General features: G+C 69.4%; 25 protein-coding genes. 7 read left to right on the top strand and 18 right to left on the bottom strand.

The genetic code is table 11. From position 1 onward, the window contains the following. The first annotated feature begins 65 nt into the window (after positions 1 to 65). From ACWHMB_RS19320 to ACWHMB_RS19310, 3 genes are all read left to right on the top strand, one after another. A complete protein-coding gene (locus ACWHMB_RS19320) occupies positions 66 to 929 on the top strand; it encodes a class I SAM-dependent methyltransferase (protein ID WP_377482327.1) in 864 nt (287 codons plus the stop codon). 129 nt (positions 930 to 1,058) lie between these two features. Continuing rightward, positions 1,059 to 2,399: an argininosuccinate synthase gene (gene argG / locus ACWHMB_RS19315; RefSeq protein ID WP_377482325.1), complete on the top strand. Its 1,341-nt coding sequence runs from the start codon at positions 1,059 to 1,061 to the stop codon at positions 2,397 to 2,399. 388 nt (positions 2,400 to 2,787) lie between these two features. Then, the gene (locus ACWHMB_RS19310) at positions 2,788 to 3,546 is read left to right on the top strand and encodes a sulfite exporter TauE/SafE family protein (protein ID WP_377482323.1); all 759 of its coding nucleotides are present in this window, start codon (positions 2,788 to 2,790) and stop codon (positions 3,544 to 3,546) included. 5 nt (positions 3,547 to 3,551) lie between these two features. On the opposite strand, the gene ACWHMB_RS19305 is transcribed toward ACWHMB_RS19310, so the two are convergent. Together ACWHMB_RS19305 and alr are read right to left on the bottom strand one after the other, a co-directional pair. Further along, positions 3,552 to 4,211 (bottom strand): gamma-glutamylcyclotransferase, encoded by a 660-nt coding sequence (locus ACWHMB_RS19305; protein WP_377482321.1) that lies wholly within the window; start codon positions 4,209 to 4,211, stop codon positions 3,552 to 3,554. 37 nt (positions 4,212 to 4,248) lie between these two features. Beyond that, positions 4,249 to 5,343 carry an alanine racemase gene (alr, locus tag ACWHMB_RS19300; RefSeq protein WP_377482319.1) on the bottom strand — a complete coding sequence of 365 codons (1,095 nt, stop codon included), beginning with the start codon at positions 5,341 to 5,343 and terminating at the stop codon, positions 4,249 to 4,251. A 161-nt stretch (positions 5,344 to 5,504) separates the two neighbouring features. Between alr and lplT the strand changes: the two genes are divergently transcribed. The 3 genes from lplT to ACWHMB_RS19285 all read left to right on the top strand — a co-directional run bounded on the left by lplT (position 5,505) and on the right by ACWHMB_RS19285 (position 8,205). After that, positions 5,505 to 6,791, top strand: a complete 1,287-nt coding sequence (lplT, locus tag ACWHMB_RS19295; protein ID WP_377482317.1) for a lysophospholipid transporter LplT — start codon at positions 5,505 to 5,507, stop codon at positions 6,789 to 6,791. Continuing rightward, the gene (locus tag ACWHMB_RS19290; RefSeq protein WP_377482315.1) at positions 6,791 to 7,651 is read left to right on the top strand and encodes a DMT family transporter; all 861 of its coding nucleotides are present in this window, start codon (positions 6,791 to 6,793) and stop codon (positions 7,649 to 7,651) included. The genes lplT and ACWHMB_RS19290 overlap by 1 nt, the downstream gene beginning before the upstream one ends. A gap of 65 nt (positions 7,652 to 7,716) precedes the next feature. Beyond that, positions 7,717 to 8,205 (top strand): glutathione peroxidase, encoded by a 489-nt coding sequence (locus ACWHMB_RS19285; RefSeq protein WP_377482313.1) that lies wholly within the window; start codon positions 7,717 to 7,719, stop codon positions 8,203 to 8,205. Between the two features lie 20 nt (positions 8,206 to 8,225). On the opposite strand, the gene glcF is transcribed toward ACWHMB_RS19285, so the two are convergent. The 10 genes from glcF to ACWHMB_RS19235 form a co-directional block, all read right to left on the bottom strand. Continuing rightward, positions 8,226 to 9,464, bottom strand: a complete 1,239-nt coding sequence (gene glcF / locus ACWHMB_RS19280) for a glycolate oxidase subunit GlcF (protein WP_377482311.1) — start codon at positions 9,462 to 9,464, stop codon at positions 8,226 to 8,228. 7 nt (positions 9,465 to 9,471) lie between these two features. Then, positions 9,472 to 10,542, bottom strand: a complete 1,071-nt coding sequence (gene glcE / locus ACWHMB_RS19275; protein ID WP_377482309.1) for a glycolate oxidase subunit GlcE — start codon at positions 10,540 to 10,542, stop codon at positions 9,472 to 9,474. A gap of 73 nt (positions 10,543 to 10,615) precedes the next feature. After that, positions 10,616 to 11,071: a PIN domain-containing protein gene (locus ACWHMB_RS19270; RefSeq protein ID WP_377482307.1), complete on the bottom strand. Its 456-nt coding sequence runs from the start codon at positions 11,069 to 11,071 to the stop codon at positions 10,616 to 10,618. Between the two features lie 15 nt (positions 11,072 to 11,086). Then, positions 11,087 to 11,890, bottom strand: coding sequence for an SDR family oxidoreductase (locus ACWHMB_RS19265; RefSeq protein WP_377482305.1), 804 nt, complete (start codon positions 11,888 to 11,890; stop codon positions 11,087 to 11,089). Then, positions 11,887 to 13,722 (bottom strand): acyclic terpene utilization AtuA family protein, encoded by a 1,836-nt coding sequence (locus ACWHMB_RS19260; protein ID WP_377482303.1) that lies wholly within the window; start codon positions 13,720 to 13,722, stop codon positions 11,887 to 11,889. The genes ACWHMB_RS19265 and ACWHMB_RS19260 overlap by 4 nt, the downstream gene beginning before the upstream one ends. 68 nt (positions 13,723 to 13,790) lie before the next feature. Next, complete coding sequence (locus ACWHMB_RS19255; protein WP_377482301.1) at positions 13,791 to 14,567, bottom strand: enoyl-CoA hydratase/isomerase family protein; 777 nt, start codon at positions 14,565 to 14,567, stop codon at positions 13,791 to 13,793. Further along, positions 14,564 to 15,832: a CaiB/BaiF CoA transferase family protein gene (locus ACWHMB_RS19250; protein WP_377482343.1), complete on the bottom strand. Its 1,269-nt coding sequence runs from the start codon at positions 15,830 to 15,832 to the stop codon at positions 14,564 to 14,566. Before ACWHMB_RS19250 ends, ACWHMB_RS19255 begins: the two co-directional genes overlap by 4 nt. Before the next feature lie 2 nt (positions 15,833 to 15,834). Beyond that, positions 15,835 to 16,806, bottom strand: coding sequence for a Bug family tripartite tricarboxylate transporter substrate binding protein (locus tag ACWHMB_RS19245; RefSeq protein ID WP_377482299.1), 972 nt, complete (start codon positions 16,804 to 16,806; stop codon positions 15,835 to 15,837). Further along, the gene (locus ACWHMB_RS19240) at positions 16,790 to 17,644 is read right to left on the bottom strand and encodes an enoyl-CoA hydratase/isomerase family protein (protein WP_377482297.1); all 855 of its coding nucleotides are present in this window, start codon (positions 17,642 to 17,644) and stop codon (positions 16,790 to 16,792) included. The genes ACWHMB_RS19245 and ACWHMB_RS19240 overlap by 17 nt, the downstream gene beginning before the upstream one ends. 75 nt (positions 17,645 to 17,719) lie before the next feature. After that, complete coding sequence (locus ACWHMB_RS19235) at positions 17,720 to 17,905, bottom strand: hypothetical protein (protein ID WP_377482295.1); 186 nt, start codon at positions 17,903 to 17,905, stop codon at positions 17,720 to 17,722. A gap of 99 nt (positions 17,906 to 18,004) precedes the next feature. On the opposite strand from ACWHMB_RS19235, the gene ACWHMB_RS19230 reads away from it, so the two are divergent. Further along, on the top strand, positions 18,005 to 18,910 hold the full coding sequence (locus tag ACWHMB_RS19230) for a LysR family transcriptional regulator (RefSeq protein WP_377482293.1): 906 nt from the start codon (positions 18,005 to 18,007) through the stop codon (positions 18,908 to 18,910). Between the two features lie 4 nt (positions 18,911 to 18,914). Here the strand turns inward: ACWHMB_RS19230 and ACWHMB_RS19225 are convergent, their stop codons facing one another. The 6 genes from ACWHMB_RS19225 to ACWHMB_RS19200 form a co-directional block, all read right to left on the bottom strand. Beyond that, a complete protein-coding gene (locus ACWHMB_RS19225; protein WP_377482291.1) occupies positions 18,915 to 20,228 on the bottom strand; it encodes a THUMP domain-containing class I SAM-dependent RNA methyltransferase in 1,314 nt (437 codons plus the stop codon). After that, complete coding sequence (locus ACWHMB_RS19220) at positions 20,225 to 20,677, bottom strand: acyl-CoA thioesterase (protein ID WP_377482289.1); 453 nt, start codon at positions 20,675 to 20,677, stop codon at positions 20,225 to 20,227. The genes ACWHMB_RS19225 and ACWHMB_RS19220 overlap by 4 nt, the downstream gene beginning before the upstream one ends. 15 nt (positions 20,678 to 20,692) lie before the next feature. Beyond that, positions 20,693 to 22,240, bottom strand: a complete 1,548-nt coding sequence (rpoN, locus tag ACWHMB_RS19215) for an RNA polymerase factor sigma-54 (protein ID WP_377482287.1) — start codon at positions 22,238 to 22,240, stop codon at positions 20,693 to 20,695. Between the two features lie 20 nt (positions 22,241 to 22,260). Next, complete coding sequence (gene lptB, locus ACWHMB_RS19210) at positions 22,261 to 22,992, bottom strand: LPS export ABC transporter ATP-binding protein (protein ID WP_377482341.1); 732 nt, start codon at positions 22,990 to 22,992, stop codon at positions 22,261 to 22,263. Between the two features lie 44 nt (positions 22,993 to 23,036). After that, positions 23,037 to 23,675: a lipopolysaccharide transport periplasmic protein LptA gene (gene lptA / locus ACWHMB_RS19205; RefSeq protein WP_377482285.1), complete on the bottom strand. Its 639-nt coding sequence runs from the start codon at positions 23,673 to 23,675 to the stop codon at positions 23,037 to 23,039. A gap of 126 nt (positions 23,676 to 23,801) precedes the next feature. After that, the gene (locus tag ACWHMB_RS19200; protein WP_377482283.1) at positions 23,802 to 24,437 is read right to left on the bottom strand and encodes a thiol:disulfide interchange protein DsbA/DsbL; all 636 of its coding nucleotides are present in this window, start codon (positions 24,435 to 24,437) and stop codon (positions 23,802 to 23,804) included. Positions 24,438 to 24,471: the final 34 nt, after the last annotated feature.

Genomic DNA, 24,471 nt, shown 5'->3' with positions numbered 1-24,471 from the left:
CAGGGTGCACGCTTCCTAGACTGGGGGCGTGTCTGCAGCCTGGCAGCATGCATCAGGAGTTCGTCATGGCCACGATTCTCACCTCCGATCCGCAGGCCTTCAAGGCCGCCCAGCGCACGCAGTGGGACCAGTCGGCCGCCGGCTGGAACGCGCACACGCCGCAAATCCGTGCCTGGCTGCGCCCGGTCACCGACGCCATGATGGAGATGGCGCGCATCGCGCCGGGCATGGCGGTACTCGATCTCGCCGCCGGCGCCGGCGACCAGACGCTGGACCTCGCGCGGCGCGTGGGCCCGGCGGGCCGCGTGCTGGCCACCGACCTGTCGCCCGCCATCCTGGCGCTGGCGCGGCACAACGCCCGCCACGCCGGTCTGGACAACGTCGAGACGCAGGTGGCCGACGGCGAGAGCCTGCCGCTCGATGCATCGAGCTTCGATGCCGCGGTGTGCCGGCTGGGCCTGATGTTCTTCCCCGACCCGCTGGCCGGACTGCGCGAGCTGCACCGCGTGCTGCGGCCGGGCGCGGGCGTCTGCAGCGTGGTTTTTTCGCGGCCCGAGAGCAATCCCTGCCTGGGCATCCTGATGTCCACCGCGCTTGCGCACGCCGGGCTGCCGGCGCGCGACCCGTTCCAGCCGGGCGCGTTGATGAGCCTGGGCGCACCGGGACGGCTGGACGAGCTGTTTCGCCAGGCCGGCTTTCGCGACGTGGCGAGCATGGTCGTCGCCGCGCCGTTTCGCCTGCCCTCCGTCGCGCATTACCTGGACTTCGTCCGCTCCTCGGCCAGCCCGATCCAGCAGATCCTCGGCCGGCTCGACGCGCCGGCCGCGCAGGCGGCGTGGGATGAGATGGCCGCCAAGCTGGAACGCTTCAACACCGCCGAGGGCTGGGTCGGACCCAACGAGCTGTTGCTGACGGCGGCGCGCCGTTGAAGGGCCTGCGCGTGCCGGGGCGCGGGCAGGACCGCGCGGGCCAGCAGGGCGGGCCAGAAAACGTCGGACAATAAGCGGTTCACCGATCTCAAGCCCTTGCCGCTCCGGCGCCCGGCCGGCTTTACCGACATGTCCAACACCATCCTCCAATCCCTCCCCACCGGCCAAAAGGTCGGCATCGCCTTTTCCGGCGGCCTGGACACCAGCGCCGCCCTGCTGTGGATGCGCCAGAAAGGCGCCGTGCCCTACGCCTACACCGCCAACCTGGGCCAGCCCGACGAGGACGACTATGACGCCATTCCGCGCAAGGCCCTGGCCTACGGCGCCGAAAAGGCGCGCCTGGTCGACTGCCGCGCGCAACTGGCGCACGAAGGCATCGCCGCCCTGCAGTGCGGGGCTTTTCACGTGCAGACCGCCGGCGCCACCTACTTCAACACCACGCCGCTGGGCCGGGCCGTGACGGGCACCATGCTGGTCAACGCGATGAAGGAAGATGACGTCAACATCTGGGGCGATGGCAGCACGTTCAAGGGCAATGACATCGAGCGCTTCTATCGCTACGGCCTGCTGGCCAACCCCAGCCTGAAGATCTACAAGCCCTGGCTGGACCAGCGCTTCATCGACGAGCTGGGTGGCCGCAAGGAAATGTCAGAATTCATGGTGAAGTCGGGTTTTGACTACAAGATGTCGGCAGAAAAGGCCTATTCGACCGATTCGAACATGCTGGGCGCCACCCACGAGGCCAAGGACTTGGAGTTTCTGAACAGCGGCATCCGCATCGTCAAGCCCATCATGGGCGTGGCCTTCTGGAAGCCCGAGGTCGAGGTCAAGGCCGAGGAAGTGCGCGTGCGCTTCAACGAGGGCCAGCCGGTGGCACTGAACGGCCGCGAGATCGCCGACCCGGTGGAGCTGTTCCTGGAGGCCAACCGCATCGGCGGGCGCCACGGCCTGGGCATGTGCGACCAGATCGAGAACCGCATCATCGAGGCCAAGAGCCGCGGCATCTACGAAGCGCCCGGCATGGCCCTGCTGCACATCGCCTACGAGCGCCTGGTCAGCGGCATCCACAACGAGGACACCATCGAGCAGTACCGCATCAACGGCCTCAAGCTGGGCCGCCTGCTGTACCAGGGCCGCTGGTTCGACCCGCAGGCCATCATGCTGCGCGAATCGGCCCAGCGCTGGGTGGCGCGCGCCGTGACGGGCGAGGTCACGCTGGAGCTGCGCCGCGGCAACGACTACAGCCTGCTCAACACCGAGTCGCCCAACCTCACCTATGCGCCCGAGCGCCTGTCGATGGAAAAGGTGGAGGACGCGCCGTTTTCCCCGCTCGACCGCATCGGCCAGTTGACCATGCGCAACCTGGACATCACCGACACCCGCGCCAAGCTGGCCAGCTACGCCAAGAGTGGCCTGCTGGAGCTGGGCGCCGGCTCCATGCTGCCGCAAATCGGCCATGAAAAGCGCTGATTTGAATGCTTAACGTTTCATTTGCGGCCTGATCGTCTCGCCATCAGAAATTTCGTGGGATCCGGGGTTCGGGCAAGTCCCGATGGTCAGGACCTCGCGGCGCCGATACAGTCATGGGTTATCGGTGCTGCCGCCCTTCGGGCCTGGCGCCACGAGGGGCCGAGGAGACAAACCGACCTCCAACAACAGCAACAAGATCAGCCGACAGACCGAGCGACAGTTCAAACCGGTCTGCGTTCATTCAAGGGCACCTTCGGGTGCCCTTTGTTTTTGGGCCGGCGGCTGCCGGCCCGCGGCCGATCGCGGACAATCGAGCCCCTGGCCCCGCGCCGCCGGCGCGCCGTTTTGCCTGCGCGGGCCCGATTTCTTTTCTGACTCCCTTTCCCCCATGGACTTGCTGATCGTCACGGCCGCGTCGTTGCTGGCCGGGCTGGTGGATTCGATCGTCGGCGGCGGCGGCCTGATCCTGATCCCCGCCCTGTTCGCCACCTACCCCGGCGCCGCGCCCGCCACGCTGTTCGGCACCAACAAGAGCGCCTCGGTCTGGGGCACCAGCATCGCCACCGTGCAATACGCGCGGCGGGTGCGGCTGCGCTGGCCGGTGCTGGGGCCGGCGGCGCTGGCCGCCTTCGTCGGCTCGTTCTTCGGCGCCTGGGTGGTCACGGTGATCGACCCGGCCTTCCTGCGCAAGCTGCTGCCGGTGATCTTGCTGGCGGTGCTGCTCTACACCCTGACCAAGAAGGACCTGGGCCGCGTGCACGCGCCACGCCACGACGGGCGCCGCGAAACCCTGCTGGCCTGCGGCATCGGCCTGGTCCTGGGCTGGTACGACGGCTTCTTCGGCCCCGGCACCGGCAGCTTCTTCATCTTCCTGTTCGTGCGCGTGCTGGGCTACGACTTTCTCAACGCCTCGGCCAGTGCCAAGGTGCTCAACGTCGCCACCAACATCTCGGCCATCGCCCTGTTTGCCGCCAAGGGCCACATCTGGTGGCAGGTGGGTGCCGTGCTGGCCGTGGCCAACATCGCGGGCAGCCTGATCGGCACGCGCCTGGCGCTCAAGCATGGCGCGGGCTTCGTGCGCTGGGTGTTCATCGTGGTGGTGGGGGCGCTGATCCTCAAGACCGGCTACGACGCGTTCTTGAAGTAGCCCGCTCAGGGCGCGCCGAGCTCGCGCGCCGCCGCGGCCAGCCGGTGGACGTAGGGGTCGCGAATGCCCTGCTCGATCAGGCTTTCGTCCAGCCGCAGCAGATACTCGAGGTTGCTGCCCAGCGGCCCATGGGCTGCGGCAATCAGCCGCGCCGTGGGCTCCACGCCGGCGTCGACCGCGTACTGGGCCTGCGTCGGGTCGGCGACAAACACCAGGGCCTGCACGTCCTGCCCGTCGTCCAGGCGCACCGGCTCCCACACGGGGCGATAGCTGCCATAGACCATTTCGCGAATCCAGACCAGGCGCAGCTCGTCGAGCAGCGTGGACTCGGCCAGTCGAAATACCACGCCGGCGCAGGCGTCCCCCGCATCCAGCGCCAGCATGCGCCCCGGCGTTTGCGGGCTGGCGCGACCGGCCAGCAACTGCAGGCAGAAGTGGCGCTGCCAGCCGCGCAGCAGCGCGCCCTGGCGCGCCTCGTAGTGAAACAGCGGGTTCCAGATCAGCGAGCCATAGGCATACAGCCACAGGGGGCCGGCCGGACGCCGGGCCAGGGTGGCGCGCAAGGACGCATCGATGCGCTGCAGCGACCAGCGCGCCTGGCCCGGGAGATCGCCGAACGCCTCCAGGAAGGCGCCGGACTGGAGCATTTCACGTGTCAGCACCATGGCGGCCGCCCGTCGCTCACCGGTGAGGCCGGTGTTGTCACAGCACCTGCACCGGTACCCGCAAGGCCAGCGCGCACATCAGCTCATAGCCGATGGTGCCGGCCGCCTGCGCCACCTCGTCGATGGGCAGCACGGCGCCTTGGCTGGAGCGACCCCACAGCGTGACCTGGCTGCCGACCTGCGCCTGCGGCACCGGCTCCAGGTCGACCGCCAGCATGTCCATGCTGACGCGCCCCAGGGTGCGGGTGCGCACGCCATCGACCAGCACCGGCGTGCCGGTGCCGGCGTGGCGCGGGTAGCCGTCGGCGTAGCCGCAGGCCACGACGCCGATGCGCATGGGCTGCGGGGCGCTGAAGGTAGAGCCGTAGCCCACGGTGTCGCCGGCGGCCAGCTGCTGCACGGCGATCAGGCCGGCGTTCAGGCTCATGGCCGGCTGCAGGCCCCAGTGCGCGGCGCCGTGTCGCGGGTGGTCGGGCGAGCCGCCGTAGACCGCGATGCCGGGGCGCACCCAGTCGGCGCGCACGGCGGCTTCGTGGCCGTGGCGCAGGGTGGCGGCGCTGTTGCACACGCTGCGCTCGCCAGGCAGGCCGTCGCACGCGTGCTCGAACACCGCCCATTGCGCGGTGATGTCCTTGGCGTCATCGGCGTCGGCAAAATGGGTCATCAGCGCGATCTCGTCGACCTGCGGCAGCGCCGACAGGCGCGCATGGGCGGCGCGAAAGCGCCCGGGCGCGAAACCCAGGCGGTTCATGCCCGAGTTGAGCTTGAGAAACACGCGGTGCGGCGCGTGCGTCTTGTGCATGGCCAGCCAGTCGATCTGCGCCTCGCAGTGCACGGCGTGCCACAGGTTCAGGCGCGAGCAGGTTTCGAGATCGCGCGGCTCGAACGCGCCCTCCAGCAGCAGGATGGGGCCGCGCCAGCCCAGCGCCCGCACGCGCTCGGCCTCGGCCAGGTCCAGCAGCGCAAAGCCGTCGGCGCCGCGCAGGCCTTCGTACGCGCGCTCGATGCCATGGCCATAGGCGTTGGCCTTGACGATGGCCCACAGGCGCGCGCCCGGCGCCGCCGCGCGCAGGCGCGCCAGGTTGTGGCGCAGCGCGGCGGTGTGGATGGTGGCCTGGATGGGACGGGGCATGGCGGCGGGTGGACAATGGCGGTTGGCTGCCGATTTTGGCACCCGCGAAGCGTGCGTTTGTTCACATCATGCGCGCGGCGGCGCATGCTATAACGCGCCACGATTTCAGGTTACGAATTGTTGTCGCCTCGTCTCACTCACGTTTTTCTGCCCCCGTCCCGATGAAGCGCGGCTTCTACACCATCATGGCCGCGCAGTTCTTCAGCTCGCTGGCCGACAACGCGCTGTTCGTCGCGGCGGTGGAGATGTTGCGCCGCAACGGCGCCACCGACTGGCAGCAGGCCGCGCTGGTGCCCATGTTCGCGCTGTTCTACGTGCTGCTGGCGCCCTGGGTGGGGGCGTTCGCCGATTCGCGGCCCAAGGGCTGGGTGATGTTTCTCAGCAATGCCATCAAGATCGTCGGCTGCGTGCTGATGCTGTTCGGTGGCCACCCGCTGCTGGCCTACGCCGTCGTCGGCCTGGGCGCGGCCGCCTATTCGCCGGCCAAGTACGGCATCCTGACCGAGTTGCTGCCGCCCACGCAGCTGGTCAAGGCCAACGGCTGGATCGAGGGGCTGACCATCGCCTCCATCATCCTGGGCGTGGTGCTGGGCGGCCAGCTGGTCAGCCCACAGCTGTCGAGCTGGCTGCTGAGCTTCGACGTGCCCTTCATCGACACCGGCATCGACCAGCCGGCGCAGGCCGCCATTGCCGGGCTGGTGTTCGTCTACGCCATCGCCGCCGCCATCAACCTGTGGATTCCGCGCACCGGCGTCAAGATGCGGCGCCTGCCGCGGCGCGCCATGTGGCTGCTGCTGCCCGACTTCTGGCGCTGCAACCGGCGCCTGTGGCACGACCGCCTGGGCCAGATCGCGCTGGCCACCACCACCCTGTTCTGGGGCGTGTCGGGCAACATGCGCTACATCGTGCTGGCCTGGGCCGCCGTGGCGCTGGGCTATGGCACCACCCAGGCGTCCAACCTGGTGGGCGTGGTGGCGCTGGGCACGGCGGTGGGGGCCGTGGCGGCGTCGATGCGGGTGCGGCTGGACCGCGCCACCGGCGTGCTGCCGCTGGGCCTGCTGATGGGCGTGCTGGTGGCGGCCATGGTGCTGGTGCGCCACTTGGGCGTGGCCGTGCCCTTCCTGGTTTTGCTGGGCGCGCTGGGCGGCTTCATCGTGGTGCCCATGAACGCGCTGCTGCAGCACCGTGGCCACAACCTGATGGGCGCCGGGCGCTCGATCGCGGTGCAGAACTTCAACGAGCAGGCGGCCATCTTGGTGCTGGGCGCCTTCTACAGCGCGGCCACCGGCCTGGGCCTGCCGGCCTTTGGCGCCATTGCGCTGTTCGGCGCCGTGGTGGTGGTCATGATGGCCCTGATCCTGCGCTGGAACCGCAACAACCGACGCCACCACACGGCCGAGCTGGAGCGCTTGCTCGAATTGGCGCGCAGCGATCGGCTGCACCATTGATGGCCGTGCGAACCGGCGCCTCGGGCCCGGCGCTGGCCCTGCTGCTGAACGCCACGGTGTGGGGCCTGGCCTGGCTGCCGTTCAAGGCGCTGCAGACGCGCGGCCTGCACCCGGTGTGGGCCACGGCCTTCGTCTACGTGCTGGCGCTGGCGGTGCTGCTGGCGTGGCGTCCGCAGGGCGCGCGGGCGCTGGCGCGCCACCCGCGCCTGTGGGGCCTGGCGGCGGCGGCGGGGCTGACCAACGTGTGCTTCAACTGGGCCATCACGGCGGGCGACGTGGTGCGCGTCACGCTGCTGTTCTACCTGATGCCGGTGTGGTCCATCGGCCTGGCCTGGCTGTTGGTGGGCGAGCGGCCCACGCGCGCCGCGCTGGGGCGACTGGGCTTGGCGCTGGCGGGCGTGGTGCTGGTGCTGTGGCGCCCCGGCTCGGCCTGGCCGCTGCCGCAGGGCGCGGCGGACTGGCTGGCGCTGGCCGGCGGCTTCTGCTTTGCGCTGACCAACGCGCTGGTGCGCCGCTGGCGCGACACGCCCGAGGACGGGCGCGCGCTGGCCATGTTCTGCGGCGGCCTGGCCATGGCCGGTGCGCTGGCGCTGGCCGGCACGGCCGGGCCGCTGCCGGCGCTGTCGGTCGGCTGGCTGCCCTGGGTGGCGGTGCTGGCGGCCGGCTTTCTGGGCGGCAACCTGGCGCTGCAGTACGGCGCCGCGCGCCTGAAGGCGCAGGTGACGGCGCTGCTGATGCTGTCCGAGGTGGTGATCGCCACCGGCTCGTCCTTTGCGCTGGGCGCTGCGCACCCGGCGCCCGTTGTCTGGCTGGGCGGCGCGCTGATCATGCTGACCGCCGTGCTGGCGGTGCGCCACTGACGCCCGCTTGACCTCATGGACGGCGCGCCGCAAGATGCCCCGATCCTCCACGACCGGAGTGCCCCATGGCCGTTGCCGAACCCGTTGACCTGAAGCTGCAGACGCTGGAGGGAAAGTCCGTGCCCTGGACGCGCTTTCGCGGCACGGTGCGCCTCATCGTCAACACCGCCAGCGCCTGCGGCTTCACGCCGCAGCTGGGCGGGCTGCAAGAGCTGCACGAGCGCTACGGCCCGCGGGGGCTGGTGGTGCTGGCCTTTCCGTGCAACCAGTTCGGCATGCAGGAGCGCGGCAGCGCCGAGGAGATCGGCGCGTTTTGCCAGCGCAACTACGGCGTGAGCTTTCCGGTGATGGCCAAGACCGAGGTCAACGGCCCGCACGCGCACCCGCTGTTTGCCTGGCTCAAGGCCGAGGCGCCGGGGCTGCTGGGCTCATCCATCAAGTGGAACTTCACCAAGTTCCTGATCGGTCGCGACGACCGGGTGATCCGCCGCTACGCGCCGCAGGTCACGCCAGCGTCCATCGCGTCCGATATCGAATCGGCCATCGGCGCTTGATGGCTGTGCGCGAACAGCTATTATTTTGATAGAGTTTCGTCCAGCACCTCGATCCAGTGCCGCACCGGCACCTCGGTGCCGGCCTGCAGGTGCGTGATGCAGCCGATGTTGGCCGACAGGATGGCGGCCGGGCGCTCGGCCGCGCTTTCGCCCAGCAGGTGGCCCAGCTTGCGCTCGCGCAGCTGCAGCGACAGCTCGGGCTGCAGCACCGAATAGGTGCCGGCCGAGCCGCAGCACAGGTGCGCCTCCTGCGCCGCCGGGCGCAGCGTGAAGCCCAGCTGCGCCAGATGTTCCTCGACCCCGCCGCGCAGGCGCTGGCCGTGCTGCAGCGTGCAGGGCGCGTGCCAGGCCAGCACGCCGGCGTGGGGCCGCACGCGGTCGGCCAGCGCGGCCACGATGTCGGGCAGCAGCTCGCTCACGTCGCGCGTCAGCTCGGACACGCGCGCCGCCTTGGCCGCGTAGTGCTTGTCGCCGCGCAGCAGGTGGCCGTAGTCCTTGACCAGCACGCCGCAGCCCGAGGCGTTGACGACGATGGCCTCGATGGCGCCGCGCTCGATGTGCGGCCACCAGGCGTCGATGTTGGCGCGCATCTGCGCGCGCCCGCCGGCGTCATCGGCCAGGTGAAACTTGACCGCGCCGCAGCAGCCTTGGCCGCGCGGGCGCAGGCACTGGATGCCGGCGGCATCCAGCACGCGGGCGGTGGCGGTGTTGATGTTGGGTGCCATCGAGGGCTGCACGCAGCCTTCCAGCAGCAGCACCTTGCGCGCGTGGCTGGTGCGCGGCCAGCGGCCGGGCTCGCGCCGCTCGGGCACCTTGGCCTTCAGGGATTCGGGCAGCAGCCCGCGCACCGCCTGGCCCATCCGCATGGCGGGGCCGAACAGCGGCGAGGGCAGGGCGGTGCGCAGCAGCGCGCGCTGGCGCGCCTGCGCCGGCGCGCGCTCGACCTTGCGCTCGACCACCTGGCGGCCGATGTCCACCAGGTGCCCGTACTCCACGCCGCTGGGGCAGGTGGTTTCGCAGTTCAGGCAGGTCAGGCAGCGGTCCAGGTGCAGTTGTGTTTCGCGCGTGGGCGCGTGGCCCTCCAGCACCTGCTTGATCTGGTAGATGCGCCCGCGCGGGCTGTCCAGCTCGTCGCCCAGCAGCTGGTAGGTGGGGCAGGTGGCCAGGCAAAAGCCGCAATGCACGCACTTGCGCAGGATGGCCTCGGCCTCCTCGCCTTCGAGCGTGTTCTGGAATTCGGGCGCGAGATGAGTTTGCATCAGCCGTTCAAAAATCGAAAGACAGGCGGCCGGGGTTGAGGATGCCCGCCGGGTCGAACGCCTGCTTGAGTTGCGCGTGGATGCGCGCCAGCGGTGCCGGCAGCGGCGTGAACACGGGCACCCGCCCGTCGCCGCCGCGAAACAGGGTGGCGTGCCCGCCGGCGCGCGCAGCGGCGGCGCGTACCTGGGGCGCGGCCTGCGGCGGCAGGCGCAGCCAGCGCAGCGCGCCATGCCATTCGACCAGGGTCGGCCCCAGGTTGAGCGGCGTGGCGGTGTCGGGCACGCTCACGCGCCACAGCGCCTGGCCGGCGTCGAGGTGAAAAAACGGCAGGCGCTGGTCGCGCAGCGCGCACCACTGCTGGGTGGCGCGCGCTGGTTCCAAGGGCTCGCCGCCCATGTGCCGGCGCGCCGCCGCGATCGCCGCGTGCGCGCCGCGCAGGCGCACGGCCAGGTGGCCGGCGTGCCAGCAACTGGCGTTGATGGGCAGCGGCTGGCTGCCCCAGCGGTTGAGCTGCTGGCGCGCGCTGGTCTCGGACAGCTCGAACACCAACGTGCATTCGGCCGGCGGCAGCGGCAGCACCTTCAGGCTGACCTGGGTGATGACGCCCAGGGTGCCCAGCGCGCCGGCCATCAGGCGGCTGACGTCGTAGCCGGCCACGTTCTTCATCACCTGGCCGCCGAAGTTCAGCAACTCGCCCTTGCCGCTGAGGATCTGCACGCCCAGCACGTGCTCGCGCACGCCGCCCACGCTGGCGCGCGCGGGGCCGGCCAGGCCGGCGGCCACCATGCCGCCCACCGTGCCGGCGCTGCCGAACTGCGGCGGCTCGAAGGGCAAGGCCTGCTGCTGCGCGGCCAGCGCGGCGTGCAGCTCGGTCAGGCGGGTGCCGGCGCCGACGGTGACCACCAGCTCGCTGGGTTCGTAGGCCAGGATGCCGGCCAGCGGCCGCGTGTCCAGCAGCTCGCCGTGCAGGATCTGGCCGTAAAAGTCCTTGGTGCCGCCGCCGCGGATGCGCAGCGGCCGGCCCTTCTCGACGGCCGTGCGCAACTTGTCGGTCAGGGCGTCGAGTGCGGCTTGCATGGCTGCCAATGGTAAACCCGCAGGGCCTTCGTTTTGGCGCGGCCGGCGTTGCAACCCCAAGGGTGGAAGGCCCTCAGGCGCCGCCGCCCGCCGGCCAGTCGCCCGCCGGCCAGTCGCCCGCGTGCAGCGCCACGCCCAGCGGCGCCAGCGCGCGGGTCTGCTCGATCAGGGCGCGGTCCTTGCTGAACAGGGCGGCGCGCCAGGCCACGGCCAGGTCGATGAAGCCCTGGTCGTCGGCGTCGCGGCAACGCACGCCGGCCACGGGCGCGGGCGGCACGGGCTGCGTCCAGCGGTCGAAGGCCGCCATCACCTGCCCGGCGCTGCGCGCGCGCCGCTCCAGCTGCATCACGACGGTCGCGTAGCCCAGCACGCGCGCCAGTTCGGCGCGCATGGCGTCGGTGGCCAGCCAGTGCAGCGAGCGGGTCTCGACGGCGTGCCGCAGCCGCGCCACCTGCGGCTCGTCGAACAGCCACAGATCGAGCACGCGGTTGGTGTCGATGACGGCGACCGGCGCGGGCACGCGGGTCATGTCGGGCGGCCCGCTTCAGCCGGCGGCCTTCAGCTGCTCCACCGCCGCGGTGATCATGGGCGTCAGCATGTTCTGCGCGCCGCCGTCGCAGGCGATCACGGCGCCCGACACGTAGGCAGCGGCGTCCGAGCCGAGAAACTGCGCCAGGTTGGCGATGTCGCCGGGCGTGCCCATGCGGCCCAGCGGCACCATGGCGCGCACCAGCGCGTCGCCCGCGTCGCCCTGCGGCGCCAGGCGCTTCATGCCCTCGGTGCCTGCGATCGGCCCGGGCGAGATGGCGTTGACGCGCACGCCCGCCGGCCCCCACTCCAGCGCCAGCACGCGCGCCAGCTGATCGACGCCGGCCTTGGCCGCGCCCACGTGGGCCTGCCAGGGCATCGGCACCACGGCCTGCGGCGCCGAGATGAAGATCACGCTGGCGCCGGGTTTGCGCAGATGCGGATACGCTTGGCGCACGACGTGAAAGCTGCCCAGCAGGTCGATGTCCAGCACCACCTTGAAGGCGTTGGACGACATGCCGTTGACCTCGGCCAGAAAGTTGCCGGCCGCGCCCGACACCAGCACGTCGATCGGGCCATGACGGGCCTCGGCGTCCGCCAGGGCCCGGGCCACGCTGGCCTCGTCGCGCACGTCGGCCACCGTGCCAAAGCCGCGCTCGCCCAGCGTGGGCACGGCGACATCCACGTTGGCCTGCTTGCGGCTGGCCACGCTGACCTTGGCGCCGGCGGCGGCAAAGGCCTGGGCGATGCCCAGGTTGATGCCGGTGGTGCCGCCAAACACCATGACGTGGCGGCCGGAAAAGTCGAATTGAACGTTCATGCTTGCACTCCCCAGTTGGCCGGCACGCGCACCGGCAGTGCGAGCAGTATCTGCCCCATGCCCTTGCCCAGCGAATCATTGCGCAGCGAGGCCATGCCACCGCCGCCCAGCGCCTGCTCGCACACGAAGTTGAAGGCGTGAATGCCCGGCAACTCGTAGCGCGTGACCTTGTGGCCGCTCATCAGGTGCGCCAGATGCTGGGCCACGCGCGCTTCGGTCAGCTGCTGGCGCAGCAGCGGCAGCCACTCGGGCTTGCGCGCGATGACGCCGATGTTGGAGGTGTCGCCCTTGTCGCCCGAGCGCGCCCAGGCCAGACGGATCAGCGGCACCTCGACCATCTCGCCGCTGATCGGCGCGCTGGCTTCGGTGGTCGCAAATACTTCTGTTTTAATAGCTGCTTGCGCTTTATTGTCGGGCGCTGGAGGGCTATTTGGCACAGAAATCGCCCGACCGTCCAGCGTCACGCTGGGCGAGAGGCGGGCCTTGTCGAGCAGGAAGGCGTATTGCCGGATCAGCGGCGACACGCCGGGGCGCCCGCCGAAGCCGGTGGAGCCGGGCGCCCACGAGGTGCCGGCGGGCGCCACCTCGCTGGCCAGCAGCTGCAGCGCCGCCTTGTCGGGGTGGCGCGCGGTGAGGCGCAGGATGGCCTCGCGCGTCTGCAGCACCGCCGGGTTGGCCAGCGGGCCGTAGCTGGACTCGGCGCCCAGCACTTCGAGGTTCGTCGCGCTGAACGGCGCCAGGCCCTGCGCCTTCAGCAGATCGCCCACGCGCGTGAGGATCGCCTCGCCGGTGCGCCGGGCCTTGGCGGCGGCGTCGAAGCCGACGATGGTGAGCTGCGCCGAGGTCTTGAAGCCGTCCAGATAGGTGGCGCTGACCTTGTAGCTGCCGGTGGGGGCGCGGCCGCGCGCGCCACTCACGTGCACGTGCTCGGGGTCGGTCTGGGTGAGCTGTACCTGGGTGAAGTCGCACACCACGTCGGGCAGCAGGTAGGCGGCCGGGTCGTGGATCTCGTACAGCAGCTGCTCGGCCACGCATTGCGGCGCGATCAGGCCGCCCGTGCCCTTGGGCTTGGTGACGCTGAAGCTGCCGTCCGCCGCGCATTCGACGATCGGGTAGCCGATGTGGGCCCAGTCGGGCACGTCCTGCCAGTCCGTGTGCAGCCCGCCCGTGCCCTGGCAGCCGCATTCGATGATGTGGCCGGCCAGGCTGGCGCCGGCCAACTGATCCAGGTCCTGCGGCGTCCAGCCGAACTCGTGCATCAGCACGCCCAGGGTCACGGCCGAGTCGACGCAGCGGCCGGTGATGACGATCTGCGCGCCGGCATCCAGCGCGGCCTTGATCGGCGCCGCACCCAGGTAGGCGTTGGCGGTGACCACCTTGGCCGGCAGCGGCGCGCCGCTTTGCAGCTCGGCAACGGGCGGCTGGGCCTGGCGCAGCTCGGGCAGCAGCGGCATCACGTCGTCGCCGGTGACGACGGCGATCTTGACCTCGACGCCCAGCTCTTTGGCCAGCGCGCGCAGCGCCTCGGCGCAGCCTTCGGGGTTGACGCCGCCGGCGTTGCTGACCACGCGGATGCCGCGCGCCACCACGTCCTTCAGCACGCTCTTCATCGCCACCGTGACGAAGTCGGTGGCGTAGCCCAGCTCGGGCTTTTTCATGCGCGCGGCGGCCAGGATGGACATGGTCAGCTCGGCCAGGTAGTCGAACACCAGGTAATCGATCTGGCCGCTGGCCACCAGCTGCGGCGCGGCCACGCTGGAGTCGCCCCAGAAGCCGCTGGCGCCGCCGATGCGAACGATCTTGTTTTCTTTCTGCCGCCGGGCCGCTCCCAAGGCAGAAAGGGCCCCCTCTGGGGGCAGCGCACCTTGCGCAGCAGGGGAGCGTGGGGGTTGGTCAATATTCATCGGCCGCTCCAGTTGGGTTTGCGTTTTTCACGGAAGGCGGCCTGCCCCTCGGCCGCGTCCTCGGTCAGCGCGAACAGTGCGATCTGGCTTTCGGTGAAGGCCATGGATTCCTCGAAGGACATGGCACCGATGCGCTTCATCAGGTACAGGCCGCGGCGGATGGCGGCGGGCGATTTGTCCAGAAAGCGATCCAAGAGCGCCTGCACGCCGGCGTCCAGGTCTTCGGCGACGTGGTTGATCAGGCCGATCGACAGCGCCTCGTGCGCGTTGATCGGCTCGCCGGTGATGCACAGCTCGGTCAGCGCGCGCGGGCCGATCAGGCCGTTCAGCAGCGACAGCACCTGGGCCGGGAACACGCCGACCTTGACCTCGGGCAGGCCGAAGATGGCGTGCGGCGCGGCCACGGCCATGTCGCACATGGCCATCAGACCCATGCCGCCGGCCATGCAAGCGCCGTTGACGCGCGCGATCAGCGGCACGTTGAGCTGGCGCGTGAGGCGAAACAGATTGGCGATGCCCTGCGTGGGCTCGGAATAGTCGAATTGGAAAGATTGGCCGGTCTGCAAATCGGCGCCGGCGCAAAAGGCCTTCTCGCCCGCGCCGGTCAGCACGATGGCGCGCACGCTGCGATCCTGGTTGGCGGCCGTGAGCGCCTCGCTCAGGCCACGGATCACGGCGGGACTGATGGCGTTGCGACGTGCCTCGCGCTGGATGGTCAGGCGCAGCACGCCGTCCTGCTGGCGCACGTCGAGCTCGGGTGGGGTATTGGTCATGCTTGGGGCTCCTTGGGGTTGGCGGTGCGTACGGCGCCTTGGGCGAGCAAAACGTCGATCTCGGCATCACCAAGGCCCACCTCATGCAGAACCTCGGCCGTGTGCTCGCCCAAAGTGGGCACCGGTTTGCGCTGCGTTGGCTTGGTGCCAGACCATTCGCTGGGCACTGCGGTCTCCAGAATCTTGCCAACTACTGGGTGCTCGGTTTGCTTGAAAAAGCCCGTCGCGGACAGATGCTCGTCCTGCAGCAGGCTGTCAAACGTGTGCATCGGGAAGATCGGAATCTCTGACTCGGGTAGCACCTCGCGCCACTCGGCCGTGGTGCGATGCACCAGCTCGCCGGCCACCATCTGATAGAGCTCGTCGATGGCCTGCGTGCGCGTGCGGATGTTGGCAAAGCGCGGGTCGGTCTGAAGTAATTCGCTCTTGCCCACGGCGTTCAGGAAGATGTGCCAATGGAGGTCCGTGTAGATCAAGCAGCACACGTAGCCGTCCTTGGTCTTGTAGGGGCGGCGGTTGGGTGACATGAGGCGCGGGTAACCAAAGCCGGCTTTTGGAGGGTGGAACGTGTGGCCGTATAGGTGGTCGCCCAGCACGTAGGGAATCATGGTCTCGAACATCGGAATCTCGATGCTCTGGCCGACGCCCGTGCGCTCGCGCGCATACAACGCGGCACTGATGACGCCGAAGGCGTACAGCCCGACCGAGCGGTCAGCGATGGTGATAGGCAGATAGCGCGGCACGCCGTCCGAGCCTTCGCCCACAGCCGCCGCCAAGCCTGTGGCGGCTTGAATCATGTCGTCGAATGCGGCCTTAGGGGCGTAGGGGCCGCGCTGCGAAAAGCCCACCATGCTGGCATAGATGAGGCGCGGGTTGACGGACGACAACTGCTCAAATCCCAGTCCCAGGCGCCGCATGCCGGCCGGGCGCACGTTGGTGGCCAGGACGTCGGCATCTTGGGCCAGACGCAGCAGCGCGGCCCGGCCCTCGGGTTTTTTTAGGTCGAGCACGACGCTGCGCTTGTTGCGGTTCAGACCGAGGAACAGCGGCCCCAGACCTTGCTCACCGCAAGGACCGATGTGGCGCGTAGAGTCGCCCCCGGGAGCCTCAATCTTGATCACGTCGGCACCGAGATCGCCCAGCAGTTGCGTGCAGGACGGACCCATAAACACGGTGGTTAGGTCGAGCACGCGAACGTCGTGCAGGGGGCCGGTGGAGTCGGCTGAACGAATCGTCGAACTGGCTGTCATGCTGCTGGACGCCATGGTCATTGCGGCTCGATGCCGGCGCGCTGAAAGGTACTCTGGGCGCGGGCGATTTCCGAGCGAATGAAGTCCATCATTTGAGCAGGGCTGAGATCTTCGTAGAAGCCCGCGTTCGCATCGAGGAATTGCTTGTACTCCGCGCTCTGAAAGTAGGCGTTGAACACCTCGCGAATTTTGCCTAGCACCGGTTCAGGTGTTCCGGTCTTGGCGAACAAACCGGCCCATCCGTTGAGCTGAATGTCAGGCAGGCCTGCCTCGGCCATCGTCGGCGTGGAAGGAAAGGCTGCCACGCGACGCTTTGAAGTTACGGCGAGCGCCTTGAGCTTGCCGCCATGCACCTGCGGCATTGCTGCAGCACCGTCGACCATAGTGAAATCAACATGGCCGCCCAGCAAGTCAGTCATCGACTGACCACTGCCCTTGTATTGCACATCCTGGAAGTCGAGTTTGCCTTGTTGACGAAGAAGGTTGACGGCTAACTGCTGAAACGGACTGCCCGTCGCAGCCGAATACTTGCCCGGATTTTTTCGAATGAGATCCACCAGTTCTGCGGCCGTTTTCACGTTCAGGGAAGGGCTGGCCAATAGCACCATGGGAGAAAACAAGGCGGGCGCCACAGGGACGAAGTCTCGCAGCGGGTCGTAGGGTAGCTTCTTGAACAAAGCCGAGTTGACGCCGTGTGTGCTGCCGCCGGTGTAGAGCAACGTGTAGCCATCAGCGGGTGAGCGCAAGACATCGTTGATACCAATGAACGCATTGCCCCCTGGCTTGTTATCAACGATCACCGTCCATCCGGTGGCCATGGCAACCCGTTGGCTGAAATGGCGCGCCGTGTTGTCGGTGCCGCTACCAGACGCATAAGGAACGACGATGCGAATGGGTCTATCGGGAAAGCTGGACTGCGCGTAGGCAACCGGGCTCAAGGCGATGCCTGCGGCAGCGCCAAGCACAAAAAGGTCACGTCGGTTCAGCATGATGGGTCTCCTTTGGATAACGGGCAGGGGGATGGGGCCACTGGAACATCGGTGGCTGCTTGGCTAAAAATCGCTTGATCGCCTCTCGGTGATAAGCCGAGGAGAACGCCACACCCTGGGCATTGGCCTCAAGCTCGATGATCGAGCGCAAGTCGGAGGACAGGGTGTTGTTTAGGGCCGTCTTGGTCATGGCTACTGCCGCCTGTGAGGCGCTGGCCAAGGCCTGCGCCAATTCCACGGCTCGCGGCAGTGCCTTACCCCTGGGCACCACCTCCATCGCAATGCCCCACTCCTGCGCCTGTCGCGCATCGAGTTCCTGGGCGCTGAACATGAGTTGCTTGGCACGCTGTACACCAATCATGCGCGGCAGGGTATAGAGCGCGCCGCTGTCGGGCACAAGTCCGACGCGCGCAAAGGACATGCAAAAGCGCGCGCCTTCTGCCGCGATGATGATGTCCGCCAGCAGAGCTAGACCAAAGCCACCTCCGAATGCGCAGCCCTCGACCGCAGATATCACCGGTTTGTCGCAGGTGTACAGCGCGGCCACGTTGTCCAGCATGCGTCGCATGCGTTGTCGTCCAGCTTCTGCCGTCATGCCGTCGCCCGATTGCATCGATCCAATGTCTCCTCCCGCGCAGAAGTGCCCTCCGTTGCCGGTCAGCACGATCGCGCGGACGTCGTCGTCGCCAATGGCGTGGGCGACGGCGCGCGCGAATTCGCCTCGCATCTCCATGTCCATCGCGTTGCGGCGCTCCGGACGGTCAAAGGTGATCACCGCAACGCGCTCATGCAATGCGCAGGAAACTCCGTGTTGGTTCGAGGTGGAAAACTGAGACATAGCGGTACCTGTTCTGTTGAGTGATTTCGTTTCATTGCCGTTCAACGTCAATGGCGTACGTGGATCGTTCTGTCCTTACGTGTGGGTATGCACGACGATGGCGTGCACGGGGTTGATCCCAGAAGCGGCGTAGCCGAACGAACGGCCTTCCGGAGCGACGACCGAATCGCCCGCCTTGGCGCTGACCGGCTCGTCGGCGATTTGGCCGGCCAGCACCTGGCCCAACTCCAGCACACGAACCCCGTCAAGCACGCCCGTCATCGTCTTGTCTCCTGAAATTGGCGTTCAGTCTAGGCACCGGGGCCTGATATGGGAAGCGCTATATTTCTATATCTGTGATGACGAAACAGGATCAATCCCATGCGCATCGACCTGAGCCTGCGGCAACTCGAAGCCTTCGCGCAGGTGGCGTCCAGCGGCAGCTTTCGGCGCGCCGCCGCCGAGCTGGGACAGGCCCAGCCCGTCGTCAGCCGCCTGATCGGCCAGGCCGAGCAGACGCTGGGCGTGCGCCTGTTCGACCGCGACACGCGCCGGGTCGAGATCACCGCCGCCGGGCGCGAACTGCTGCCCATCGCGCGGCGCATCCTGCGCGACTTCGACGGTGCGTTGAGCGAGCTGGGCGACTTCATGCAGGGGCGCAGCGGCCACGTCACGGTGGCGGCGCTGCCGTCCACCGGCGCGGCGCTGGTGCCGCAGGCCATGGTGGCCTTGCGGCGCACGCATCTTGCGGTGGAGTTCAGTCTGATCGAGGCCACCGCCGACGCCCTGTGGGTGGCGGTAGAAGAGGGCCGCGCCGACCTGGGCCTGAGCGTGCGCCCGGCACCGCAGCAGCGCCTGCGCTATCAGCCGCTGCTGGACGACCCGATGGTGCTGCTGTGCCGCGCCGACGACCCGCTGGCCGCGCGCGCCTCGGTGCCTTGGTCGGTGTTCGCGCAGCGGCCCTACATCGCCAGCGCGCTGCACACCAGCATCCGGCCCATCACCGACGCGGTGTTCATGCAAAGGCGCATCACGCTGCGGCCGGTGCTCGACTGCCCCAGCGTGACGGCCTGCGGCGCGCTGGTGGCGGCTGGCCTGGGCATCAGTGCGCTGCCGCGCCTGACGCTGGGCCTGATGAGCATGGAAGGCCTGGCCGCCGTGCCGCTGGTGCGCCCGCAGGCCAGCCGGGCGATCGGCATCGTCACGCGCATCGGGCGCACGCTGCCGCCGGTGGCCCACGCCTTCATGGCCACGCTGCTGGCGCAGCATGGGTCGGCGCGGGCTTGATGGGCTAAGCGCCGGGCTGCGGCGGGCGCGGCGTGCGCGCCGTCAAATCGAACCTGAACAGCCGGCACTCGATCGGCCCGTTCCACAGCGGCACGCGGCGCGACTCCTTCAGGCGCAGGCGGCCGGGCAGCTTGAGGTCGGGCGTCAGCAGCCAGGCGCTCCAGCCGGCGTAGTGGCTCTTCCAGTGCGCGGCCAGGCGGGCGAAGAATTCGTCGCCGGCGTTGACTTCATCCGCAGCGGCCGCGCCGGCACGCTGGCGCGCGAGCGTGCCGCTCTGGAAGGCCTCGCGGCCGCGCCCGGCGCCCGCCACGCCGGCGGCGGCGATGCGCTCGCCGTAGGGTGGATTCATCAGGATCACGCCGGCCTGATCGCTGGGCGGCAGGCGCTGCAGCGCGTCGCCGCCGCGCAGCTGCACGGCCTGCGCCACACCGGCGCGCGCGGCGTTGCGCTGGGCAAAATCGACCATGCGGTGCGCGACGTCGCTGCCGAACACGCGCATCGCCGCGGATTTCAAGCCATTTTGGCCTTCAGCGCCCGCTGAACAAGCGCGAGCAGCTTCTGATTTGATAGCATGCCACTGCGCGGCGTCGAAGCCCTTCAGGCGCTCGAAGGCGAAGCGACGCTGCCCGCCGGCGGGCAGGCCCAGCGCCAGCTGCGCGGCCTCGATGACGATGGTGCCCGAGCCGCAGCAGGGGTCGTACAGCGGCAGCGGCGAGACGCTGCGCGTGGCCGGCTGCCACCAGCCGCTGGCGGCCAGCATGGCGGCGGCCAGCGTCTCCTTCAGCGGCGCCTCGCCCTTGTCCTGGCGCCAGCCGCGCTTGAACAGGGGCTCGCCGCTGGTGTCGATGTAAAGCTGGGCCTGGTCGGCCGTCAGGTGCGCCTGCACGCGCACGTCGGGCCGCTGGGTGTCGATGCTGGGACGCACGCCGCCGGCCTGCTGGCGAAAGCGGTCGGCCACCGCGTCCTTGATGCGCAGGGTGGCGAAGTTCAGGCTTTTGAGCGGGCTGGCCTGCGCCGTCAGGTCGACGCGAAAGCTCTGGCGTGGCGTGAACCAGTCTTCCCAGGCCACGCCGGCGGCCAGCGCGTACAGATCCTGCTCGCCCTGATACGGCGCGTGCGCCAGCTCCACCAGCACGCGTTGCGCCAGGCGGCTCATCAGGTTCAGGCGCAGCACGCAGGCCCAGTCGCCGCGCACGCGCACGCCGCCGCGCAGCGTCAACAGCTCGTCGCCGACCAGGCCGGTGAGGCCGTGCACCTCGTCGGCCAGATAGTCCTCCACGCCGCCGGCGCAGGGCAGGAACAGGGTCAGCGTGGTCATGCGGTTGCATCGGCCATTGAGGCGCAGCGCTGCAGCTGGTGCAGAGCGGCCATGGGAATCGGGGTGACGCGGCGCGTGGCCGGGTCGATGAAGACGATGCCGGTCTTGCCGCGCGCCACCTCGCGGCGTTGCGCCGTCTCGGTCATGCAGAACACCAGATCGAAGCCGTAGCGGTTGAAGTCGGCCGGCTGCATCTGCACGCGCAGGGTTTCGCCATGAAAGGCCTCGGACTTGTACTGCGCCAGCATGTCGCCGACCACGATGGCGGTGCCGTCGACGTGGCCCTCGCGGTAGCCCAGCGACTGGAAAAAGCGCAGCCGCGCCTCGGACACCAGGCTCAGCAGCTGGGCGTTGTCCAGGTGCCCGCCCTGGTTGACGTGGCTGATGTAGACCTGCAGCTCGGTGGCAAAGCCGAAGCGCGCCGGGAGGTCGAAAACGATGCGGGCCATGGGGGAAACAGCGGTCTAAAGCTGCTTGCGCAGCGGGGTGGGGGCGATCTTCATCGCCTCGCGGTACTTGGCCACGGTGCGGCGCGCGCAGTCGATGCCCTGCTCCTTCAGCATCTCGGCCAGCCGCTGGTCGGACAGCGGGCGGCGCGGGTCTTCGGCGGCGATGAACTGCTTGATGAGCGCGCGCACCGCGGTGCTGCTGGCGTTGCCGCCGGCCTCGGTGCCCAGGGCCGAGCCGAAGAAATACTTCAGCTCGAAGGTGCCGCGCGGCGTGGCCATGTACTTGGCGGTGGTCACGCGCGAGATGGTCGACTCATGCACGCCCAGCGCCTCGGCCAGCTCGCGCTGCACCAGCGGGCGCATGGCCAGCTCGCCGTGGGTGAAGAAGCTGCGCTGGCGCTGCACGATGGCCTCGCTCACGCGCAGGATGGTGTCGAAGCGCTGCTGGATGTTGCGGATGAACCAGCGCGCCTCCTGCAGCTGCTGGCTCAGCGCCGCATGGCCGCCGCCCTCCTTGCCGCCGCGCAGCGCGCGCGCGTACAGGTCGTGCACGCGCAGGCGCGGCAGCACCTCGGGGTTGAGCTGCACGCGCAGGCGCTGGCTCGCGCCGCTGGCCGAGACGATGACGTCGGGCACGATGACGTTGTGCTCGACATCGGCAAAGCGCCGGCCGGGCTTGGGCTCCAGCGTGGCGATCAGGGCCATGGCGGCGCGCACCGCGGCCTCGTCCTGGCCGCTGGCCTGCGCCAGGCGGCGCAGGTCGCGGCGGGCCAGCGCGTCCAGCGCCTGGGGCTGGGCCAGCAGGGCCAGCGCGGCGCGAGCGCTGGCCTGGGTGGCGGGCGGCAGCGCGGTGTCGGCCACAAGCGCCTTGAGCTGCAGCGCCAGGCACTCGGGCAAGTCGCGCGCACCCACGCCGGCCGGCTCCATCGACTGCAGCAGCTTGAGCGCGAAGCTGAAGCGGTGCACCAGGGTGTCGAGCGCGTCCAGCTCGTCGCTGTCGTCCACCAGGGTGGCGGCCAGTTGCGCCAGCGAGTCCTCCAGGTAGCCGTCCTCGTTCAGCGACTCGATCAGAAAGCGCAGTACCGCCGCGTCCTCGGGCGCCAGCCGCAGCGCCAGCATCTGGGTGTGCAGGTGGGCGGCCAGCGACTCGTGCGGCGCGTCGCGCTCGCCCGGCTCGCGCTCGTCGCCGCTCGCGCCGGGGCCGGCGGCGTCGCCCCATTCGCGGTCGCTGGGCGCGTCGGCGCCATCGCCCTCCCAGTCGTCCGGCCAGTCCTGTTTGGACTCGAATTCGGCTTCAGCGCCCGTCGAATCAGCGCCAGCAGCTTCCGAATCGATAGCGTCGCGGGAGTCGGCGGCCTCGCGCTCGCGCGGCTCGCGCGCGGGCTCGGGGGGCTCGGCGTCGGCGTGTTCGTCCTCGCGCTCCAGGAAGGGGTTGTCCAGCAGCATCTGCTCGACCTCGCTGGCCAGCTCCAGCGTGGACAGCTGCAGCAGGCGGATCGACTGCTGCAGCTGCGGCGTCAGCGCCAGTTGCTGCGAAACGCGAAGGGAAAGCCCGGGTTTCACCGCGTACTGCCCGCCCGGACTCAGAGCCGGAAATGCTCGCCGAGATAGACCCGGCGCACGTCCGGGTTCGCCACGATGTCGGTGGGCGTGCCGGTGGCCAGCACGCGCCCCTCGGTGATGATGACCGCGTGGTCGCAGATGCCCAGCGTTTCGCGCACGTTGTGGTCGGTGATCAGCACGCCGATGCCGCGCGACTTGAGGAAGGCGATGATGCGCTGGATCTCGATCACGGCGATCGGGTCGATGCCGGCAAAGGGCTCGTCCAGCAGGATGAAGCGCGGCTGCGTGGCCAGCGCGCGGGCGATTTCGACGCGCCGGCGCTCGCCGCCCGACAGCGAGGGCGCGGGCGAGTCGCGCAGGTCCTGCACGTGCAGCTGCTCCAGCAGCTCGGTCAGGCGCCGCTCGATCTCGGTGCGGCCCAGCGGGTGGCCGTCCTCGCCGTGCTGCAGCTCCAGCACGGCGCGCACGTTCTCGGCCACCGTCAGCTTGCGAAAGATCGAGGCTTCCTGCGGCAGGTAGGACAGGCCCAGGCGCGAGCGCCGGTGGATCGGCATGTGCTCGACCGCCTGCTCGTCGATGCGGATGCTGCCGGCGTCGGCGCGCACCAAGCCAACGATCATGTAGAAGGAGGTCGTCTTGCCGGCGCCGTTGGGGCCCAACAGGCCCACCACCTCGCCGCTGGTCACGTCCAGCGACACGTCGTGCACCACGCGGCGCGCGCCGTAGTTCTTGCGCAGCCCGCGCACCTGCATGCGGCTGCGGGCGCCGTCGGCCGGGGCGCTGCGGGTGGTCAGGTTCACTGCGCGGGTCCGGTGGGCGGCAGGCCCTGCGCCGGCTGCAGCGGCAGCGCGGCCGGCGCCGGCTGGCTGGCCGCGTTGCGCGGTGCCAGCACCGCGCGCACGCGGCCGCTGCCGGCGGCGGGCGTGCCGGCCTGGTGGGGCGCGCCCTCGACGGTGTAGACCTCGGTGCGGTTGTTGTAGACGATGACGTCGCCCGTCACCTGGTCCTGCAGCGTGGTGCCGACCAGGCGGCGCATCTCGGCGTGCCGCACGAAGCGCACGATGTCGCTCTTGCCGTCGTAGGTGATGGAGTCGGCCTCGCCCTCGATGAACTCGTTGACACCCTCGCGCTTCTGGCGAAAGAAGGCGCGCTTGCCCGGCGCGCCGAACATCACGCCGCTCTGGTTGCCGGCGCTGTCCTGGCGCACCTCCAGGCGCGCGCCGCGCATCACGATGGTGCCCTTGGTCACCACCACGTTGCCGGTGAAGGTGGACAGCTGCTGCTTGTCCTCGTAGCGCAGCGCGTCGGCCTCGATGTTCATCGGCTGGTCGCGGTCGGCGCGCTCGGCCAGCGCCGGCACGGCCGCCAGCGCCAGCAGGGCGCCCAGGGCCCAGCGGCGCCAGGCGGGCACGACGAACGGGTGGCGGTCATCCATGTGAGGCACGGTTTTTGCTTGGGTGAATGGGCCATTGTAAGGGCCGGTATCGACCGCGCGCGGACGGGCGCCGGCGCGAAAAAGCCCGCCGAAGCGGGCTGGCGTGGCCGCGCGTCCGGGGCCCGGTCAGGCGCCCTTGCGCACCTGCTCGATCAGCTGGTTGGCAAGCTTGATCATGGGCTCGAAGCCATTGGCCATCGAGCCGTCGGTGTAGTAGCGCCCGGCAATGCCCAGCGCCGGCGTGCCCTCGACCTTGTAGGCGTCCTGCAGCTGCACCGCCTTGCGCAGTTGCGTGGCCACGCCGAAGGAGTTGTAGGTGCTTTCGAACTTGGCCTGATCCAGCCCCTGCTTGGCCGCCCAGGGGAACAGCACCTCGGGTTTGGTCAGGTTGATGCGATCGGTCTGCAGGGCCTTGAACACCTTGTCCTGCATGGCGGCGTCGACCTTGCCCATGGCCTCCAGCGTGTAGAAGATTTTTTGCAGCGGCGCGAAGTTGCTTTGAAAGCCCACGTGCACGCGGCGGAAGGCCACGTCCTTGGGCAGGGTCTTGACCCAGGCGTCCATGATGGGCTCGAAGTGCATGCAGTGCGGGCAGCCGTACGAGAAGAACTCGACCACCTCGATCTGCCCCGCCGGGGCGTCGACCGGCGCGCGCGGCGACAGCTCGATGTAGCCCTTGCCCGACTGGGCGTGCGCCGGCAGGCTCATAAGCCCCGGAAGGGCCGCAGCGGCGGCGGCCAGGGTGAATTCGCGTCGTTTCATGAAATGTTTTCTCCAGTCCTTGTCGGCCCTATTG

The sequence above is a fragment of the Ottowia pentelensis genome, from assembly GCF_964341695.1.
Note: the sequence above shows the minus strand (reverse complement) of the source record. Positions and strands in the feature narration are given on the sequence as shown.

Coding starts and splice junctions, on each gene's coding strand:
- ACWHMB_RS19320 (WP_377482327.1), top strand. CDS start 66: ATGGCCACGATTCTCACCTCCGATCCGCAGGCCTTCAAGGCCGCCCAG.
- argG (WP_377482325.1), top strand. CDS start 1,059: ATGTCCAACACCATCCTCCAATCCCTCCCCACCGGCCAAAAGGTCGGC.
- ACWHMB_RS19310 (WP_377482323.1), top strand. CDS start 2,788: ATGGACTTGCTGATCGTCACGGCCGCGTCGTTGCTGGCCGGGCTGGTG.
- ACWHMB_RS19305 (WP_377482321.1), bottom strand. CDS start 4,211: ATGGTGCTGACACGTGAAATGCTCCAGTCCGGCGCCTTCCTGGAGGCG.
- alr (WP_377482319.1), bottom strand. CDS start 5,343: ATGCCCCGTCCCATCCAGGCCACCATCCACACCGCCGCGCTGCGCCAC.
- lplT (WP_377482317.1), top strand. CDS start 5,505: ATGAAGCGCGGCTTCTACACCATCATGGCCGCGCAGTTCTTCAGCTCG.
- ACWHMB_RS19290 (WP_377482315.1), top strand. CDS start 6,791: ATGGCCGTGCGAACCGGCGCCTCGGGCCCGGCGCTGGCCCTGCTGCTG.
- ACWHMB_RS19285 (WP_377482313.1), top strand. CDS start 7,717: ATGGCCGTTGCCGAACCCGTTGACCTGAAGCTGCAGACGCTGGAGGGA.
- glcF (WP_377482311.1), bottom strand. CDS start 9,464: ATGCAAACTCATCTCGCGCCCGAATTCCAGAACACGCTCGAAGGCGAG.
- glcE (WP_377482309.1), bottom strand. CDS start 10,542: ATGCAAGCCGCACTCGACGCCCTGACCGACAAGTTGCGCACGGCCGTC.
- ACWHMB_RS19270 (WP_377482307.1), bottom strand. CDS start 11,071: ATGACCCGCGTGCCCGCGCCGGTCGCCGTCATCGACACCAACCGCGTG.
- ACWHMB_RS19265 (WP_377482305.1), bottom strand. CDS start 11,890: ATGAACGTTCAATTCGACTTTTCCGGCCGCCACGTCATGGTGTTTGGC.
- ACWHMB_RS19255 (WP_377482301.1), bottom strand. CDS start 14,567: ATGACCAATACCCCACCCGAGCTCGACGTGCGCCAGCAGGACGGCGTG.
- ACWHMB_RS19250 (WP_377482343.1), bottom strand. CDS start 15,832: ATGGCGTCCAGCAGCATGACAGCCAGTTCGACGATTCGTTCAGCCGAC.
- ACWHMB_RS19245 (WP_377482299.1), bottom strand. CDS start 16,806: ATGCTGAACCGACGTGACCTTTTTGTGCTTGGCGCTGCCGCAGGCATC.
- ACWHMB_RS19240 (WP_377482297.1), bottom strand. CDS start 17,644: ATGTCTCAGTTTTCCACCTCGAACCAACACGGAGTTTCCTGCGCATTG.
- ACWHMB_RS19235 (WP_377482295.1), bottom strand. CDS start 17,905: ATGACGGGCGTGCTTGACGGGGTTCGTGTGCTGGAGTTGGGCCAGGTG.
- ACWHMB_RS19230 (WP_377482293.1), top strand. CDS start 18,005: ATGCGCATCGACCTGAGCCTGCGGCAACTCGAAGCCTTCGCGCAGGTG.
- ACWHMB_RS19225 (WP_377482291.1), bottom strand. CDS start 20,228: ATGACCACGCTGACCCTGTTCCTGCCCTGCGCCGGCGGCGTGGAGGAC.
- ACWHMB_RS19220 (WP_377482289.1), bottom strand. CDS start 20,677: ATGGCCCGCATCGTTTTCGACCTCCCGGCGCGCTTCGGCTTTGCCACC.
- lptB (WP_377482341.1), bottom strand. CDS start 22,992: ATGCAGGTGCGCGGGCTGCGCAAGAACTACGGCGCGCGCCGCGTGGTG.
- lptA (WP_377482285.1), bottom strand. CDS start 23,675: ATGGATGACCGCCACCCGTTCGTCGTGCCCGCCTGGCGCCGCTGGGCC.
- ACWHMB_RS19200 (WP_377482283.1), bottom strand. CDS start 24,437: ATGAAACGACGCGAATTCACCCTGGCCGCCGCCGCTGCGGCCCTTCCG.